Genomic DNA, 17333 nt, shown 5'->3' on the forward strand with positions numbered 1-17333 from the left:
GGCGGCAGCCGTGAGGGGTGAGGCGGCCGTGGAAGGGGCGGCAGCCATAGGGGGTGAGCCGGCCGTGACGGGGACGGCGGTCGTGGAGGGTGAGGTGGGCTCAGGGGTGGTCAGGCCGAGGGCGGCCTGTGCCGTGAGCTGGTCGGCCGTCAGTATGTCGTCGGCGTCGAAGGTTTCGCGGGCGCGGCGGCGGAGGAACACGGCCGCGCCGATCACGCCCCGCGCGTCGGACACGGGGGCGAGAAGGACACGATTCCCCTTGGGCAGACGGGGAGTCGGGCCCAGCAGCTCGCGCAGCGCCGGCTCGGTCGCGGGGGAGGTCCGGCCCAACGTCTCACCCGCGAGCAGGACTTCGGCCAGCACACCGGACCGCGCCACCGAGGCGACTTCCGGGAGCTTCTCCGGTGCGGAGGAGTCCAGGAACCGGCTTGCGGCCAGATGGAGTTGACCGGGGACCGGATCCGGCCCGTGCGCAGGGCCGGGCCCGGGCGCGAGGTAGACGAGAACCGCGTCCGCGAAGTGCTCCACGCTCACCGCGCAGAGTTCGTGGACGACCTCCGCACGGTCCTCGGCGCGAGCGATGCGACGAACTGCCGTGGCAAGCAAACGTTGGGGATCCGACCGCATCGCCTCTCCGCGCAGGTGACCACGGGGGTTGCCTCCCAGGGCACGGACTCCACAGCCCGGCGTCTGACATCCTCGGGGAGCCCGGAAGATCTGTCCAGCCGTTCATGGACAGCCGTGTCTGCCAACTTGGCGTCCGCAAACGAGACTTGCCCGGCCCGGCCGGGTCCGACGCCGGTCAGCCGTCCGCCGCGCCACCCCGTCCCAGCGGCAGCGACACCATGAACACCGTCCGCCCCGGCGCGCTGCTCACCTCCACCGTGCCGCCGTGGGCCCGGACCAGGGAGCGGGCCACCGCCAGGCCCAGGCCGCTGCCGCCGCGGTCGCGGCTGCGGGCCTTGTCGACGCGGTAGAAGCGGTCGAAGACCTTCTCCTGGTCGGCGGGCGGAATACCGGGGCCCGCGTCCGTCACATGGACCAGGGCGCGGCCGGAGTCGACCGTGACCGCCACCGACACCGGCGTGCCGGCCGGGGTGTGGACGGCCGCGTTGGTGAGGAGGTTGTCCAGGACCTGGCGGATCCGGTGCGGGTCCAGACGCAGCACCAACACCTCAGGGCCCTCCGTCGGCGCCAGCGGGCGGTCCGGGTGCGCGGCACGGAAGGCGTCGGCGGCCTCGTGGACAAGTTCCACCAGGTCCGTGTCCTTGGGCCGCAGCGGGGTGTCCACCTCGGCGGCGTCCAGCCGGGCGAGCAGCAGCAGGTCGTCCAGCAGGACACCCATCCGGGCCGCCTCCGCGCGCAGCCTCGCCAGGTGCCGTTCCCGCTCCTCGGGCGCGTTCGCCGCGGCGTACTGGAAGAGGTCCGCATAGCCCCGTACCGACATCAAAGGCGTACGGAGCTCGTGCGAGGCGTCCGCGACGAAGCGGCGCAGCCGCTGCTCGGCCTCCGCGCGCACCGCCAGCGAGTCGTCGATGTGCTCCAGCATCGTGTTGAACGCGGTGCGCAACTCCTCGACCTCCGGGCCGCCGCCCTTGCGGTCCGCGCGCAGCGGCAGCCGGGCCTCCGGGTCGGTGAGGTTGTGCGAGGAGATGCCGTGCGCGGTGTGCGCCATGTCACTCAGCGGCTTCAGACCGTTGCGCAGCACCTTGCGCCCGAACAGCACCAGCGCCAGCAGCGCGAGCCCGAACGTGACGACCTGGATCGTGATCAGCTGCCCCACGGTCTCGTCGATCTCGTCCATGGGCGCCGCGCTGACCAGGACCACACCGGGCTCGACCTCACAGGCCCGCAGCCGGTAGTCGCCCGCGCCCTTGAGGTGGGAGGTGCGCAGCACCTCGGTGCCGGTGACGGTCTGCGCCTGCGCCACGGACGTGAAGTCGTCGACGTCCTTCGGCAGGTCGGAGGCGTCCTCGGGGGCCCGGAGCTCGGCGGTGCCGTCCTTCACGTCGTACACGGCGTAGTACCAGCGGTAGTACTTCTTGCCCGCCAGCGAGCCGTTGTCCACGATGCTCTTGGACTGGGCGACCTGGGCGAGCTGGAGCTGCTCGTTGAGCTGGGCCGACAGATAGTCCCGCATGTACGTGGTCAGCGCGGTGCCCACGACGCCGAACACCAGCAGCGCCAGCGCGCCGAGGCCCAGTGCCAGCCGGGTGCCGAGCCGGAGCCTGCGATACGCCTGACCGAGCCGCCGGATCACTCGGCCGCCTGCCGGATCACATAGCCGAAGCCCCGGACCGTGTGGATCAGCGGATCGCCCGTGTCGTCCAGCTTGCGGCGCAGCCGGCTGACGACCAGCTCGACGACGTTGGAACGGCCCCCGAAGCCGTACTCCCACACATGGTCGAGGATCTGTGCCTTGGTGAGCACGGTCGGTGACTTGCGCATCAGGTAGCGCAGCACCTCGTACTCGGTCGGGGTGAGCGTGAGCAGCTTGTCGCCGCGGCGCACCTCACGGGTGTCCTCGTCCATCGTCAGATCGCCCACCCGCAGCACCGACCGCTGGAAGCCGGGCCCCGCCGCGCGCCGCAGCACGGTCCGCAGCCGGGCCATGAGCTCCTCCACCGCGAACGGCTTCACCAGGTAGTCGTCACCGCCCCGGGTCAGCCCCGCCACCCGGTCGGCGACCGCGTCCCGGGCCGTGAGGAACACCACGGGCACCATCGTGCCGGAGCTGCGCAGCCGCTCCAGGACGCCGAAACCGTCGATGTCGGGCAGCATGAGGTCGAGCACCACGATGTCCGGATGGAACGACGCGGCACGGCTCAGCGCCTCTTCCCCGGAGTTCGCCGTCACCGCGTCCCAGCCCTCGTACCGGGCGACGGTCGCCACGAGGTCGGCGATGGGCGGGTCGTCGTCCACGACGAGGAGGCGTACTTTTTCCACCCGTTCATAGTGCGTCACGCGGGCCCGGACTCCAGAGCCGATACTTCCCCGCGGCCACATCGATAACCACTTGAAAGTTATACGACAGTGAATCGACAGGTCGCTCAGGCGAAGCTCGACTACCCAGGCCCCGATCAAGGAGCTCCGTCCGTGACGACGACCGTCAAACCGCCCACCGCGCCCCCCACGGCGATACGGCCCAAAGTGGTGGCCCGCACGGGCCTGTACGCCGTGATCGCCGCGAACGTGGCCGTGGTCGCCTTCTTCTTCTCCCAGGCCGGATTCGCCTCCAACGCACTGATCGTGATCGGCCGGCTCGCCGGTCTCTACGGCGCCCTGTTCATGGCCTTCCAGCTGCTCCTGGTGGCCCGGCTGCCGTGGCTCGACCGCCGGATCGGCATGGACCGGCTGACCTCCTGGCACCGCTGGACCGGCTTCGGCATCCTGTGGACGCTGCTCGCGCACCTCGTCTTCATCGCCTTCGGCTACGCCGAGGGCACCGACATGGGCCCGATCGGCACGGTCGTCGACCTCGCCGAGACCACCGAGGGCGTGCTCCGCGCGCTCACCGCCTTCGCGATCATCCTCGTCGTGGGCGGTGTCTCGGCCCGCTACGCCCGCCGCCGGCTGGCCTACGAGACCTGGCACTTCATCCACCTGTACACCTACATCGCGGTGCTGCTGGCCTTCACCCACCAGGTCGCGGTCGGTACGACGTTCACCTCGTCGAACGCCGCGAAGACCTACTGGTACGGACTGTGGACCGTCGCCCTCGGCTCGGTGGTCCTGGGCCGGATGGTGCTGCCGCTGTGGCGCAACCTGCGCCACCGGTTCCGTATCGAGGCCGTCGTCCCCGAGTCCGACAACGTCGTCTCGATCTACGTCACCGGCCGTGACCTGGACAAGCTGCCCGCCCGGGCCGGCCAGTTCTTCCTGTGGCGCTTCCTGACCAAGGACCGCTGGTGGCAGGCGAACCCCTTCTCCCTGTCGGCGGCCCCCGACGGCCGCACCCTGCGGCTCACCGCGAAGGTCGCCGGTGACGGCACGGCCGCCCTGCGCCACCTGAAGCCCGGCACCCGCGTCTTCGCCGAGGGCCCCTACGGCGCCTTCACCGCGCTGCACCGCACCCGCCCCGAGGCCGTCCTCATCGCCGGCGGCGTCGGCGTCACCCCGATCCGGGCGCTCCTGGAGGAGCTGCACGGCCACGCGGTCGTCATCTACCGCGTCGCCACCGACCGGGACGCCGTCCTCTACGAGGAGCTGCGCGAGCTCGCCCACGCCAAGGGCGCCGAGCTGCACCTGGTCACCGGCCCGCCGGTGCCCGACAAGCTGGCCCCGGCCGAGCTGCGCCGGCTGGTCCCCGACATCGCCGACCGCGACGTCTTCCTGTGCGGACCGCCCCCGATGATGAACGCCGTGCTGGCCACCCTGCGGGAGCTGGACGTGCCCAAGGCGCAGACCCACTTCGAGCGCTTCAGCCTGGCTGGATGAGGAAGAGATCGTGAAGCGAGCCATACCTGTAGTCGTCCTCAGCATCGCGGGCCTGGTCCCCATCTGGCGCTACGAGCCGTCCATCGGCGGCACCACGACCACCACGGAGGCCGCCTCGACGCCGTCGGCCTCCTCCACCTCGGGGTCGTCGTCCTCCTCGGGCACCGTCGTCAAGGGTTCGACACTGAACACCGAGAAGGGCCCGGTCCAGGTCCAGGTGACCTTCGACGGCGAGAAGATCACCGCCGTCAAGATGCTCCAGCAGCCGAACCATCCGCAGACGACGGCCGCGGTGCCGAAGCTGATCGCGGAGACGCTGGAGGCGCAGAGCGCGGACATCGACACGGTGTCCGGTGCGACGATCACCAGCGAGGCCTACAAGGAGTCCCTCCAGGCCGCCATCGACGACAACGCGAAGGCGGCCGCCGCCTCGCCGTCCCCGTCCGCCTCGGCCTCCACCGCCTCGGCGGCCCAGACCGTCGACGGGTCCGCCGTGAACACCGAGAAGGGCACCGTCCAGGTCCAGGTGACCTTCGAGGGCGAGACGATCTCCGCGGTGAAGATGCTCCAGCAGCCGAACCATCCGCAGACGACTGCGGCGGTGCCGAAGCTGATCGCGCAGACGCTTGAGGCGCAGAGCGCGGACATCGACACCGTGTCCGGCGCGACGATCACCAGCGACGGCTACAAGGAGTCCCTCCAGGCCGCGATCGACGCGAAGGGCTGACCATGCACAGGGTCGAGCACGTCATGGGGTTCCCGGTCTCCCTGCGGGTCGACGACGCGCACGTCGGCGAGGAGACCGCGGACGCCGTCTTCGCGTGGCTGCGCGAGGTCGACACCCGGTTCAGCCCGTTCAAGCCCGACAGCGAGGTGTCGCGGCTGGGCCGGGGCGAGCTGGACGAGGGCGCGGTGAGCGAGGATCTGCGGACCGTGCTCGACCTGTGCGAGCACTACCGGGTCGCGACGGCCGGCGCCTTCGACGTACGGCTGCCGGGCCGGGGCCTCGACCCCTGCGCGGTCGTCAAGGGATGGTCGGTGCAGCGCGCCGCCGAGCTCCTGACGGCGGCGGGCGCCCGGCGCTTCGTCCTCAACGCCGGCGGTGACGTGGTCGCCGCCGGCGGGCCCTGGCGGGTGGGCGTACGCCACCCCGAACACGCCGACAAGCTGTGCACGGTCCTGGACCTCACGGACGGCGCGGTCGCCACCTCCGCCCGCTACGAACGCGGCGACCACATCATCGACGGCCGCACCGGCCGCCCGGCGACGGGACTGCTCAGCCTCACCGTGGTGGCCGACTCCCTGACCGAGGCCGACTCGGTCGCCACGGCCGCCTTCGCGATGGGCGCCGAGGGCGTCGACTGGGCGGCCTCGCTCGACGGTTGCGAGGTCTTCGCGGTCGACGCGGACCGACGGGTGCTGCGCACGCCGGGCTTCCCCACGGCCTCGGCGTCGGCGCCCGCGCCGTCGGCGGCGTGACCGGATCCGCGAGTCGCCCGACGGTGTGTCAACACCCGGGTGAAACAGTGCAGTTCGGGCGTCGGTGACAGCCGGGCGCTGCTAGCCTGCGCCCAGGTCGTCGCACCAGGCGGGGGAAGGAGCTGAGCGCGGTGGTCCAGCCTTTCGCCGTGTACCGGGACGCCATGAAGGCGGCATGGGGCGAGGACTGGTGGCTGGCGTGGCCGCTGCTCCAGCGCGTCGCCGTCGGAGACGTGCTCCAGAACTCCCGGGGCAGCGTGCGCCCCGCCGGGACGCTCGCCGAACGGCGGATCGACCACGACGTGACCGCTCCCGAGGCGCGCGGTGAGTTCGTCTACGACGCCGGGGGCGGGATCGACCTCCGCTTCAAGGCCGCCGGCACCACCGATCCGCTGTTCGCCGCACTCGCGGAGGCGGACGCCGGTGCCCTGCTGCGGTTCGGCCGGCAGACCGGCGCCTTCGTCGCCTACCGGGGCCTGACGGAGACCTCCGTACCGGACACCCGGCAGCTCGCGGTCCACCTCATCGGCCGCTACTGGCAGGGGAGATGGGACCAGGACCTGCTCGCGGTGACCCAGGCCGTGCGTGCCGACGCCGCCGCCGTCCTGGTCACGTCCGGGGCGGACGCGGCCGTCGAGCTCAGGCTGGCCGCCTCCGTGGGTGCCGGGCCGGTGCAACTGCTCGACCTGGCCGGTGGCGCCGAGGTGGCGGGCAGCAGACATCTGGGGTTCCAGTGGATCGGGGACGCCGTCACCCCGCTGTACCGCGTCGTGCGGCTGCGGCGTCAATGGCTCGGCGGAGTGCGCGAGGAGTTCGGGCCCGTCCAGCCCGGCCGTGGACTGGACGGCGAACCCGTGCCCGAGGTGCTGCTGGAGCAGGCGTTCGACGATCCGTCGGCGGTACTGGAGTTCCCGAGCCGGCCCGAGGGCGATCCGTCGGCATCCGGGGGCGAACCGGCGGGGGAGACGCCCTGACCGCTCCGCTCCCCGACCGCCGTGCGGCCTTCCGGCGCCACATGGTCGACGGGCTGGTCGACGAGTTGCGGCAGTGGGAGGCGGTCAGCCGCGGCGGTGGCCCGCTGGAGAAGCACCGCACCCAGATCGACGCCGTCCTCGCCCTGCTCGACGCGGGAATCGCCGACGCCCGGCAGCGGCTGGCGGACGGCCGGGGACACGAGGTGCCGGCCCGGATCCTGGACCTCCACCACGTCTGGGACTTCTTCCGCGGCCGGTTCCTGCCCCGCCGCGTCCGCGGCTACCGGCGCACCCTGGAGGTCGCCGACGAACTGGCCTGGGAGTGCTACCGGCCCGTCCTCGACCTGCCCGGAAGCCGCCCCAAGGAGCCGCCGCTGGTCGGCTTCAGCAGGACGGCCTCGCCGCGCGCCCACCGCCGCGGCAGCGCCTACCACGACCTGCTGCCCCGCGGCGGCGTCCACACCCGCGAGGGCCGCGCCGCCGCCGCCCGGCTGCCGTTCCCCGTCATCGACGTCCCCTGGCACTACGACGTACAGCTGCCCGCACTGCTGACCGTGGCCCACGAGACGGGACACCACATCGAGGACGACTGCGGACTCGGCGACGAACTCCGTCCGCGGATCCGCGCGGCGGGGCTGCCCCCGGACCGGCTCCCCCACTGGGAACGCTGGACGGGCGAGGTGTTCGCCGACGTCTGTGCGGCCGTCGTCTGCGGTACGCCGTACGCGGATGTCCTGGCGGAACTGCTGGAGGCCGAGGACAGCCCCATCGGGGCCGAGGACCTCTCCGACGGACCGCATCCACCGCCCGCGACCCGAGTGCGGCTGGCCCGCGCCGCCGCCGTGGCGGCCGGACATCCCCGGTGCGACGGCGGACCGAACCCACCGGACGACCCCGAGATCGGCGCGGTCGTCTCCGCCCTCCTCGACACCGGCTACGACGGACTCGGCGGCCGCCGTCTCACCGACCTGTTGCTCCCGCCCGACGCCGCGGACGTGCACGCCGCGGCGGAACGGCTGCTGCGCCGCGGGCCGTCGGGGTGCGCTCGCGCGGCCACCGTGCTCGCGGCGGCCGCCCTCGCCTTCCAGCGCGACCCGGCCGGGTACGAGCGGCGGGAAGTGGCGCAGCGGGCCGAGGCGGAGGTCCTGCGGCTGCGGACCGCGGGCTCCCGCACGGCTGCGCGGCGCCGGGAACCGGAGGCCGAGGAGAACCGGCTGCGTGCCCATGCCGAGGCGGGTCCGCTGCTGTTGCGGGCGCTCGATGCCGCTGGGGAGCCAAATGGGGACATCCGCCCATGAGTTCGGCGCACCGAGGCTACCCTGACGAGGGCGCATCGACCGGACGGGGGACCGCGATGGGGTTGCAGTGGACGCCGGCCGTCCTGCACCGGCAGCGGCACGGACGTGTGCAGTGTGTGCTGTGCCCCTTCCGCTGCTCGCTCAAGGACGGGGAGACCGGTCTGTGTGGGGTCCGCCGCCGGGCGGGCGACCGGATGGAGACCGCGACCTTCGCCTCGTCCGTGCGGCACTGGGACACCGTCGAGCGCAAGCCGCTCTACCACTTCCGCCCGGGCACCCCCTGCCTCACCCTCGCGGCGCCCGGCTGCACCTTCGCCTGCGACTACTGCATCAACCACCGCATGTCCCAGTACGGCCGGGAGGACTCCGTCGGCTGGGACGCCGAGCCGGTCGACCCCGACGAGGTGGTCCGGGAGGCCGCGGCCCGCTCCGGGTGCGTGGCGATCTCGTACACCGAACCCTCTCTGGCGCTCGAACTCACCGTCGCACTCGCGGAGTCGGGCCGCGCGCACGGCGTGGACGTCGTCTGGAAGAGCAACGGCTTCCTCACCCCCGAGGCCGTCGAACTGGCCGCCCCGCATGTCGCCGCCGTCAACGTCGACCTCAAGACGCTGGACGAACACGACCACAGGGAGCTCACCGGGGCCCGCCCCGGCCCCGTCCTGGACGCGCTCACCGGGCTGCGCGAACGCGGTGTCTGGGTCGAGGTGTCGACGCCCCTGATCCCCTCGCTCACGGCCGGGGAGGAGACGTTGCGCCCGATCGCCCGCGCGCTCGCCGCGCTGGATCCCGCCATCCCCTGGCATCTGGTGCGGGCCACCCCGGCCCACCGCCGCACCGGCCACGCCCCCACCTCGGTGGCCGCCCTGGAGGCCGGGGTGCGGACCGGGCACGAGGAAGGGCTGCGATACGTCTACGTGGAACGCGCCCTCGGAGCGGCGGGCCGCGACACCCGATGCCACACCTGCCGAACCACCGTCGTCGCACGGGACGTCTGGGCCCTCGGCGACATCCTGCTCGACCACGGAAGGTGCCCCGACTGCGGTACCGCGCCGGAAGGAAGATGGTGACCCCATGGCCGACGACTCCCCCGAGTACCGCATGGTCGAGCACATCCCCGACCTCATCCAGCCCGAGGAGTACGAGGACCATCCCGAGGGCCGCCTGGTGCGCATCAGCATCAGGACCGACGGCCAGGGGGTCCAGGTGATCGGCGACGCCTTCCGTCCCGACCTGCTGGAGGGACTGCTGGAGGCGCTGGGCCCCGACGCGATCGAGCAGATGCTCTGCGGGTGACCGCCGGACGCTCCTCGGGGCACCCCGCGGTGCCTACTCCTCCAGCAGCAACGCCGTGAGCGACTCCCGCAGTTCCTCGGGCGAGGGGTCGGGCGGCAGCACATGGCGGTGCCGGGCCGGCTCCCGCCACGGGATGCGCGGATAGTGCACCCGCAGCTCGCGCAGCTCGGGCAGCGGGACCGGCTGGAGATACGGGTGGGAGAGCAGGATCACCCGCGGTGGCCCCGACATGTCGGCCGTCAGCCGGCCCGCCACCACCTCCGCCTCCCGGAACGCGGTCCGCACGTCCCCGGCCTCCAGCGAACCCGCGGCCCACACCTGCACCAGGTCCTCCGGGCCCACCAGCAGTCGGGAGCGCCACGGCTCGCTCAACGGCACCAGCGCGCAAGGGCGTTGCAGGCGCAGTGAGGCGGTGGTCAGCAGATGCGCGGCGAGCCGCAGCACCGACCCCACCTTGCCGTGCGTGGCGGGAGTGTCGTCCAGCAGCAGGACGACACCGTGCGGATCGCGCGGCAGCCGGCCGCTGCTGGTGCGGTACAGCAGCTCGTCGCGGGCGTGCCGGGCCCGCAACAGTTCGGTCGGCAACGCGAGTTGAGTGGGGAGCAGTCGGGTGGCCGGGCCGTGCCTGGCCAGCCCCGTACGCCCGGTGCCGCCCAGCCCTCCGGTGGCGAGACCGGCGTCGCCGTCCAGGAGTCTGAGACCCAGCAGCGCCCGCTGGGCCGGCCCCGGAGGCGTGAGCGACAGCCGAAGTCGGCGCATCCGGGCCGGCAGTGTGGGGTCGGCGGCCACCGCCTCGGGGCCGAGGATGCGCAGCAGCGTCAGCAGCTGTTCGTCGACCGTCCCCAGGGCCGCCGTGAGTTCGGTGAGCGGGGGCGCGGACCGGCGGTGCGGTACCGAGGACCCCGCCAGGACCCGGCCCAGCGCCTGCGCCAGATCGTCGGAAGTGACCCCGGGCGGTGCCAGATACGCCGGGTCGGGGGTGAGGTCCGCCACCAGCAGCAGCACAAGACCGGCCAACGCCGGTGCGGGCCAGCCCAGTTCACGCAGCGCGTGCAGACCGCGGTGATCGGTCAGCGTGCGCAGCCGGGGCGGAGTGGAACCCCGCAACAGGGCCAGGAGATCGGCCAGCAGATCCAGCGGCGTTCCGAACGCGTCGCCCGCGGCGGCCGCGCCGATCCGGATCAGCTCCTCCTGGCCGCTCGGCAGCGCCCCCGGCTCCGGGTGCGAGCGCCCGGTGTACAGGTCCCAGAGCACGGCGGCCCCGGAGTTGTAGGTGGCCGCCAACTGGTCACCGACCGGGGACCAGCGCAAGGTCCACAGATGGCCACCCACCCCGTCCGGCGGAAGGATCACCCGGACCCGGCGTGGCTCCTCGGCGTCCCACACCTCGGCCACCGAGTCCTGGTCCGCGGAGGGGAAAGCCAGCAGCCGCGAGTCCGCGCACCAGGACAGCGCAGGCGCCCAGTCCCGGCCGCCGGCCTGTCCGAAGGCCCGCAGCCGGATCCAGCTGCCGGTGTCCCACACCACCACCGGACCGCCCTCGCTGCCGGCCGTCGCGGCGAGCCGGCGCCCGTCGGGGGACCAGGCCACCCGGCAGACCATGGTGTTCGGGTCCGGCCAGTCCAGGACCCTGGTCCGCTGGAGCCGCCCGGTCGGGCCCGGTGCCCACACGATCACCCGGCCGCGGGTACCGGCCGCGATCAGCGTCCCGTCCGGCGACCAGGCGGGGCGGCGTACTCCCGCCTCGGCGGGCAGCCGCTGCGGGCCGCCGGTCTCCTGGTCCAGGTCGTGGACGAGCAGCCGTGCCGGATCGGCCCCGGGCTCGGGGGCGGCCCAGCGCAGCGGACGTACCGGATCGGCGGCCACCGCCTGACCCGCGGGCCGTTCGGCCAGCACCTCGCCGGTGCGTGGGTCCACCAGCCGGTTGACGCCCGTCTCGTGGTGCGACGCCAGCACCAGCACCGGCCGGCGCCCTGCCAGACAGGCCGCGTCGTACCAGCCGTGCGCGAAGCTCGGCACCGCCTGCTCATGGCCGTGTTCCGGCACGTCGGCGACGTATTCGAGGAGCCGGCCGGGTCCCGACTCGCACCAGTGGCGGGCCCCGTCGAGGGACCACGCGAAGGCGGGCGCCACACAGCCCGTGCCCGCCTCGGGGAGCCGCGTCGGACGCAGCACCGCCTGTGCGTGGTCCGCCGAACGGGTGTGCACCTTGCCGACGGTGACACCCATCGCGTTGGCCCAGCGGCGCAGCGCGGCGGGGTCCCGGTGCCGGCGCGGGCGGGGCACCGCACCCGGTGGCTCCCACACGGCGACCGTGCGCGGGTCCAGCCGGGCCGCGAAGAGGCCGCTCGCGGACAGGCTGAGCTCACCGGGACCGGTGACCTGCCCCGGCAGCTGCCCGAGCGTGTCCAGCTGGGCGCCCAGGATCCGCAGCCCGTCCAGGGCGGAACCGGCGATCAGCAGGGATCCGTCGTGGCTGAACGACAGCGCGTTCATCCGGTGCGGGAAGAACTCCCGCCCGAGTTCCCGGCCGGAGCCGGGGTCGAGCAGTCTGATGCCCGCGTAGTCCTCGACGGCGACGGCGCGCCCCTCCGGTGACCGGGCCACCCGGCGCAGTCCGTCGAAGGGGCCGCCGAGCGTTCCGGTCATGGTGCGTCCCTGGGGCTCCCACAGCTGTGCGGAGGTCGAGGTGGCCACGCACAGGGTGTCCGGCGAGCCCGGGATCCAGCACACCTCCGCCACCGGGTCCAGGCCGCGCAGCCGCGTCACGGAGTCACCGGCGCGGTCCACCAGCAGCACGTCGCCGGAGTGCAGTCCGGCGGCCAGCAGCCGGGCGTCGGGTGAGAGGCCCACGGCGGTGACCTCGCCCTCGGCGTGCAGTCGGGCGGGGAGGTCCAGCAGCTGCCCGGTGTCCGCGTCGAGCAGGACCAGCCGGCCCGCGCCGAGCAGCACCAGCCGGTCGCCGTCCGGGCTCCACACGGCGGCGTCGGTTCCCTCGGGCACCGGGTCGCCCGTCGCCGGGCCCGGCCAGGGCAGCCGCCACACCGGGCGCGCCTCGTCGTCGTAGCGCACCACCTCGCCGCCGTGGACGATCACCAGGCCGGTGCCGTCGGGCGACAGGCACAGACAGTGCGTGTCCTCGGCGGGCACGGTGAGGATGCGCTGGGCGTGCCGGACCCCCGGCGCCGGCGCGGTCACCGCGCCTCGTCGAGCTGGGCGGCGGCGCGCTCGTACAGTTGCGCGGCCCGCTGGAAGTGCCCCGCCTGTTCGAGGAGTTCGGCGGCCTCGCGGTACTCGCCGCGCAGCGAGTGCTCCATGGCCGCCTGGTTCAGCCGCCGGCGCTCCGTCTCCGGGGTGCGGACGGCCGCGGGCGCGGCCGGCTCCGGTGCCGGTGCCAGCCGGGCCAGCCGCCCCAGCAGCTCACGGGCGGACTGGGAGACGCCGGTCGCGAAGACGGGCGCCCGGGGCACCCACAGCTGCCAGGCCGGCCGTACCTCGTCGAAGCGCAGCTCCCAGGCGCCGTCCCGGCACAGCACCTTGATGACGTCGCCGCCCAGACCGAGGACCTCCTCGCGGGCCGGGTCCGGCAGCGGCGGACTGAGCACACAGCCGCTCTCCAGGTACAGGGCGCCAGGACCGGCCTGGTAGACGCAGATCCCAAAGGGCAGGGATTCAAGGAGTCCTGGCGGCTCGGTCACCAGATGGCGCCCCGGACCGAAGGCCACGACAGCGGTCTCGTGCAGCGGGCGGGAGCGCAGGAACCGGCGCAGACCGTCGAGTTCGGCGTCCGAGATCAGCACGGCGTCGACCCGGCTCGGCGCCCTGGGGCTCGGGACCAGCCGGACCGGCAGCGGGGGGCCCAGGGCGGGCACGGGCACCGCGGTGCGCTGCGGCTCGGCCGTGCTCAGGACCGGACCGGCGTCCAGCAGCGCCCCCGCCGCCGGCTTGCCCAGCGGCTGCCACCGCCAGGGCGGGCCGGCCGTCGCGCACTCCACCACCACATGGAGGCCGTCCGCCTGCTCGTCGAGCAACAGGGTGTCCTCCAGCGGCAGTCGGAGCCGCAGATCGATCAGCACCCGGCAGTCCGGGTCGGCCGGCCGGCAGGCGACCGTCCCCGGCAGCCGCCCGCAGGCCTCCACCAGACCGGCGGGCACGGCACCGTCCGTGGCCCGCAGCCGCAGCAGCAGCCAGCCCGTGTCGGTCCGGCCGTCCGGGCCGACGCGCTCCACCGGCGTGAACGTGGTGTCCACCCCGGTGGCCAGCGCGCGCCGCAGCAGCCAGCGGGCCAGCGCCCCCGGGGCCAGCACGGCGATCTCCCGCAGGCCGTGCGGCGGGGCGCCGACCGGGCTGTGCCCGGCCAGTTCGGCGAGCGGAACGCCGTCCCAGCCGATGACGGCGGTGATCGGGCCCGCGGGCCGCGCCCCGGGCGCCGATCGGTCCTCGGGCCACAGCACACCGTCGGTGTCGGCGAGATAGACCGTGCCGCCGTAGCCCGCCACCAGGGGCATGCCCGGCCGCTGCCCCGGGCCGAGCAGCGCCCACACGGAGTTGTCGTGCGGTGATCTGCGTAGTCCCGGCGGCCCGAGGGCGGCGGTCGCCGCGACATGGCCCAGGGCGGCCCTGGGGGACGGGAACCGGGCGGCGGCCGACCAGGCGGGCGGCTCCGGTTCGTACTCCGTGAGCGGTGGCTCGGCCGGCGGCGGGCCGGCCTGGCTCGGCACCGGCACCGCCGCGAAGCGCGAGGGCTTCGGAGGCTCGCTGGGCGCGGGAGGGTAGCCGGGCCGGGCGGGACGCGCGGCAGGGAAGATCCTTCTCTTGTTCCGCTTTGGAGCGTTCATCCGTCCCCCGATGCGTGGATCCAGGTCTGATGCGGTGCTACGAGGCGGGCGGGGGCGCGGGGCCCGTGGGCACGCCGGTGGTGTCGCCCAGGACCCGGGCCGCCCACTGCTGCCAGCGGTCGGCGCACCCGGTCACGCCGGCCCGGTAGGAGGCCGCGAAGACCAGGGCGCCGAGATCGGGACGGCCCACCAGCTCCGCCGCGGTCACCGCCCACAGCTCGACCTCCTCCCGCTCCCGGGCGGAGGAGAGGCCGCCCAGCCGGTCCGCCACCCCGGCCAGGGTCCGGACCAGGGCGGCGGCCTCGCCGTACGCCCGGGCCGCGGCGAGCCGGCGGCCGATCCGGCGGCGCAGCTCCTGCCCCCCGGGTTCGGTCCGGGCGGTGATGAACAACTGCTCGGCGGTGGCGAAGGACCGGGTCCGGGTGACCAGGGTCCAGCCCGCCCGCAGCAGGTCGCCCGCGGCCTCGAAGCACTCGGCGGCCGCCTCGTACCGCCCGATCGACAGCCAGCACTCGGCGGCCCGGCCCGGCCGGCCCTCACGCAGCCAGCACTCGGCGGCACGCGCCGGATCCTTGGCCTGCTCCCACAGTTCGGCCGCCTTCAGCCGGTGCCCCGCCTGCTCGTGGCAGCGGGCGGCCTGGGCGTAGTCGCCGGCCTCCGCGTAACAGAAGGCGGCGCGTACCAGGAGGTCGGGCGATCTCGTCATTCGCGGAGCCGCTCCCGCTCGGGGGGCTGCTCGGGTTCGTCGGGCACGGTCAGCGCGACGGCGGGACCCGTACGGCCGTCGTCGACCACCTCCTGCACGCCCGGCCTGCGGTCCAGCACCCGGCCGATCGCGTACGCGATGTCGTCGTGCGCGGCGTCGTGGTCCTGCAGCCGGGTGGTCCGGCCGATGTCGTCGATCTGGAACAGCTCGACCTCGCCGGTCTCCGCGTTGTAGCGGAACTCGACCCTGACCCGCATTCAGGCCTCCATCTCGAACTGGATGTTGAGCATCCCGTCCGTCTCGTCGACCTGGAGGGCCTGTGCGCCGTTCGCACGTGCGTACTCCACGATGGCGTCCCGGTAGGCCACGGCCAGTACTTCGTGCACCGGACGCAGGAAGTCCGTACGGGCGTCCGCGAGCCGGTCGGCGGCGTCCCGGGAGAGCTCCTCCCGCCGCTGCTCGGCGGTGGCCGCGACCTGCCGCTCGGCCTCCTCGTGGGCCTCGGCGTCCAGCTCCGCGCGCTGGGCGGCCAGGGTCGCCTGCCCGGCGAGGCGGGCCTTCTCCTCCTGGCGGGCGGCCTGCTCGGCGGCCTTGCGGTCGGCGCGGTCCTGCGCCTCCAGACGGGCGCTGCGCTCGGCGACCTCCTTGGTGAGATTGCCCCAGTTGTCGTCGTAGTAGCGCTCGGTCCGCTCGGCCGTGGTGTGGACGTCGACCGTGCCCTCGACCTTGCGGATCACCTCGGCCTCGGCGCTCACCTGGTCGACCAGCCGCGCGGTCATCTCGATCTCACCGGTGTCGAGGTGGTAGGCGACCGTGCCGCCGTCCAGCTCCATCCGATAGGTGCCGTCCTGCCATGTCCAGCGGGTGTCGGCCCCGAGTGCCGCCTCGAACGCGCGGCGCGCCGCGGCGCCGAGCAGTGTCCCGAACTCCTGGCGCAGCGTCGCCTCGCCGGTCACGTCGGTGCTGGCCCGGCCTGTCCGGCGCAGCTCCTCCTGCCACATCAGGGTGAGTCGGCTGGAGGCCCGGACCCGGACCCGTCGGGGATTGCACATTGGGGTACCCCCTGTAATGATCCCGCGCTCACTCGAACTGGTCGAGGAGCACGTTCACTTCGGCAATGATACGAGACAGCTCTGCCTCGGTCTGTGGGTTCACGGGCTGATGCTCCCTCAACTCCCGTGACAGGGCGCTGAGTTTGTGCAGGCCGTCGATCACGCTCCATTCGCTGGGGCGTCGTTCGGCGGTGAGCGGGGCGCCGACCTCACGAGCGTCCAGCAGGATCTCCTGATCGGGGCGGCGCCGCCGGGCGGGCTCTCCGCCGTGCTTCTCCACCACGGCGTGCACGGCCTCCTCCACCGTGGTGCGGTCCGCGGGGTCGGTCCAGATGTGGGCCAGTGGCCACAGGTCCACCGGCTGGGCCGTCTGTGACTCGCGCAGCAGCGCGGCACCGGCGACCAGTTTCAGGCTGCGCACCAGCCGCCGGTCCGACAGCCTGACCCCCTGGATCAGCAACTGCCGTATCAGTTCCCGGTGTTCACCGAGAACCGCATCCAGGTCGATGTCCCGCAGCCGCAGCGAGAGCCGGCTGAGCCGCTCGACCGTCAGCGTGCCGCCGCGGGCCGGGGGCGCCTCGCTGCCCGCCGCGGCCAGCCGCCGTGTCTCGTGCCGCCAGCCGACCAGCAGCAGCCGCTCCAGGTCGGTGCCGCCCACGGGTTCCACCAGCAGCCGGATCAGGAACCGGTCCGAGAACGCGGTCAGCCCGGGGTCGTCGGGGATGTCGTTGGTCGCCCCCAGGAGACTGACCAGCGGGGCGTTCTCCGCCCGGGCGCCGTTGTGGTACCGGCGTTCGTTGAGCAGCGTCAGCAGGGTGTTGAGGATGGCGCTGCTGCCCTGGAACACCTCGTCCAGGAAGACGAGTTCGGCCTGCGGCAGCATCCCCTCGGTGTGCACGTGGTAGGTGCCCTGGCGGAACCGGTCGAAGTCCAGCGCCCCGAAGATCTCCGACGGTTCGGTGAACCGGGTCAGCAGATAGCTGAAGTGCCGGGCCTCGATCTGCCGGGCCAGCGCGGAGATCAGCTCGCTCTTCGCGGTGCCGGTCGGGCCGAGCAGCAGCGCGTGCTCCTGGCAGACCACGGCGAGCTGGAGCAGTCTGACGGCGCGCTCCCGGCCGACGAACTCGTCGCCCAGCTGCCGCCGTACGTACTCCAGGTCCCTGATGGTGTCGACGGTCTCCTGGCCCCAGCTCACCGTGGCCTCCTCCCTCTGCTGTCGGTCTGTCGGTCTGTCGGTCTTGTCGGTCTGTCGC

Annotated in this window: 15 protein-coding genes and 1 pseudogene; 7 read left to right on the plus strand and 9 right to left on the minus strand. The window is 73.6% G+C overall.

All coding sequences use genetic code 11. The annotated features are described in order from the left end of the window. The 3 genes and pseudogenes from HLK59_RS31430 to HLK59_RS31440 all read right to left on the minus strand — a co-directional run. Positions 1 to 606, minus strand: a pseudogene (locus HLK59_RS31430) (hypothetical protein); the annotation flags it as partial. Positions 607 to 802: 196 nt separating this feature from the next. Next, positions 803 to 2260, minus strand: a complete 1458-nt coding sequence (locus HLK59_RS31435) for a HAMP domain-containing sensor histidine kinase (RefSeq protein WP_171144954.1) — start codon at positions 2258 to 2260, stop codon at positions 803 to 805. Next, positions 2257 to 2946 carry a response regulator transcription factor gene (locus HLK59_RS31440; RefSeq protein WP_171144955.1) on the minus strand — a complete coding sequence of 230 codons (690 nt, stop codon included), beginning with the start codon at positions 2944 to 2946 and terminating at the stop codon, positions 2257 to 2259. The genes HLK59_RS31435 and HLK59_RS31440 overlap by 4 nt, the downstream gene beginning before the upstream one ends. 150 nt (positions 2947 to 3096) lie before the next feature. Here HLK59_RS31440 and HLK59_RS31445 point away from each other — a divergent pair, with 150 nt between their 5' ends. The 7 genes from HLK59_RS31445 to HLK59_RS31475 all read left to right on the plus strand — a co-directional run bounded on the left by HLK59_RS31445 (position 3097) and on the right by HLK59_RS31475 (position 9484). Then, positions 3097 to 4437 (plus strand): ferredoxin reductase family protein, encoded by a 1341-nt coding sequence (locus HLK59_RS31445; RefSeq protein ID WP_171144956.1) that lies wholly within the window; start codon positions 3097 to 3099, stop codon positions 4435 to 4437. Between the two features lie 10 nt (positions 4438 to 4447). Next, positions 4448 to 5164 (plus strand): FMN-binding protein, encoded by a 717-nt coding sequence (locus HLK59_RS31450; protein WP_171144957.1) that lies wholly within the window; start codon positions 4448 to 4450, stop codon positions 5162 to 5164. A gap of 2 nt (positions 5165 to 5166) precedes the next feature. Then, positions 5167 to 5916 (plus strand): FAD:protein FMN transferase, encoded by a 750-nt coding sequence (locus tag HLK59_RS31455; protein WP_171144958.1) that lies wholly within the window; start codon positions 5167 to 5169, stop codon positions 5914 to 5916. Between the two features lie 131 nt (positions 5917 to 6047). Further along, a complete protein-coding gene (locus tag HLK59_RS31460; RefSeq protein ID WP_171144959.1) occupies positions 6048 to 6890 on the plus strand; it encodes a hypothetical protein in 843 nt (280 codons plus the stop codon). 41 nt (positions 6891 to 6931) lie between these two features. Next, positions 6932 to 8188: a hypothetical protein gene (locus HLK59_RS31465; protein ID WP_171144960.1), complete on the plus strand. Its 1257-nt coding sequence runs from the start codon at positions 6932 to 6934 to the stop codon at positions 8186 to 8188. Positions 8189 to 8244: 56 nt separating this feature from the next. Then, on the plus strand, positions 8245 to 9258 hold the full coding sequence (gene amrS, locus HLK59_RS31470) for an AmmeMemoRadiSam system radical SAM enzyme (protein WP_171144961.1): 1014 nt from the start codon (positions 8245 to 8247) through the stop codon (positions 9256 to 9258). A gap of 4 nt (positions 9259 to 9262) precedes the next feature. Beyond that, positions 9263 to 9484, plus strand: a complete 222-nt coding sequence (locus tag HLK59_RS31475; protein WP_171144962.1) for a radical SAM-modified peptide, FtsH ternary system-associated — start codon at positions 9263 to 9265, stop codon at positions 9482 to 9484. A gap of 33 nt (positions 9485 to 9517) precedes the next feature. Here the strand turns inward: HLK59_RS31475 and HLK59_RS31480 are convergent, their stop codons facing one another. The 6 genes from HLK59_RS31480 to HLK59_RS31505 all read right to left on the minus strand — a co-directional run bounded on the left by HLK59_RS31480 (position 9518) and on the right by HLK59_RS31505 (position 17275). Further along, positions 9518 to 12682, minus strand: coding sequence for a hypothetical protein (locus HLK59_RS31480; protein ID WP_171144963.1), 3165 nt, complete (start codon positions 12680 to 12682; stop codon positions 9518 to 9520). Beyond that, complete coding sequence (locus HLK59_RS31485) at positions 12679 to 14205, minus strand: hypothetical protein (protein WP_171144964.1); 1527 nt, start codon at positions 14203 to 14205, stop codon at positions 12679 to 12681. Before HLK59_RS31485 ends, HLK59_RS31480 begins: the two co-directional genes overlap by 4 nt. Positions 14206 to 14359: 154 nt before the next feature. After that, positions 14360 to 15028 carry a hypothetical protein gene (locus HLK59_RS31490; RefSeq protein ID WP_171144965.1) on the minus strand — a complete coding sequence of 223 codons (669 nt, stop codon included), beginning with the start codon at positions 15026 to 15028 and terminating at the stop codon, positions 14360 to 14362. Then, positions 15025 to 15285 (minus strand): hypothetical protein, encoded by a 261-nt coding sequence (locus HLK59_RS31495; RefSeq protein WP_171144966.1) that lies wholly within the window; start codon positions 15283 to 15285, stop codon positions 15025 to 15027. The genes HLK59_RS31490 and HLK59_RS31495 overlap by 4 nt, the downstream gene beginning before the upstream one ends. Further along, a complete protein-coding gene (locus HLK59_RS31500) occupies positions 15286 to 16080 on the minus strand; it encodes a hypothetical protein (protein ID WP_171144967.1) in 795 nt (264 codons plus the stop codon). A 28-nt stretch (positions 16081 to 16108) separates the two neighbouring features. After that, positions 16109 to 17275: an AAA family ATPase gene (locus tag HLK59_RS31505; RefSeq protein ID WP_171144968.1), complete on the minus strand. Its 1167-nt coding sequence runs from the start codon at positions 17273 to 17275 to the stop codon at positions 16109 to 16111. Positions 17276 to 17333: the final 58 nt, after the last annotated feature.

It is taken from the genome of Streptomyces sp. S3(2020), assembly GCF_013044505.1.
Lineage (GTDB): Bacteria > Actinomycetota > Actinomycetes > Streptomycetales > Streptomycetaceae > Streptomyces.

Coding starts and splice junctions, on each gene's coding strand:
- HLK59_RS31455 (WP_171144958.1), top strand. CDS start 5,167: ATGCACAGGGTCGAGCACGTCATGGGGTTCCCGGTCTCCCTGCGGGTC.
- HLK59_RS31465 (WP_171144960.1), top strand. CDS start 6,932: ATGGTCGACGGGCTGGTCGACGAGTTGCGGCAGTGGGAGGCGGTCAGC.
- amrS (WP_171144961.1), top strand. CDS start 8,245: ATGGGGTTGCAGTGGACGCCGGCCGTCCTGCACCGGCAGCGGCACGGA.
- HLK59_RS31475 (WP_171144962.1), top strand. CDS start 9,263: ATGGCCGACGACTCCCCCGAGTACCGCATGGTCGAGCACATCCCCGAC.
- HLK59_RS31490 (WP_171144965.1), bottom strand. CDS start 15,028: ATGACGAGATCGCCCGACCTCCTGGTACGCGCCGCCTTCTGTTACGCG.
- HLK59_RS31495 (WP_171144966.1), bottom strand. CDS start 15,285: ATGCGGGTCAGGGTCGAGTTCCGCTACAACGCGGAGACCGGCGAGGTC.
- HLK59_RS31500 (WP_171144967.1), bottom strand. CDS start 16,080: ATGTGCAATCCCCGACGGGTCCGGGTCCGGGCCTCCAGCCGACTCACC.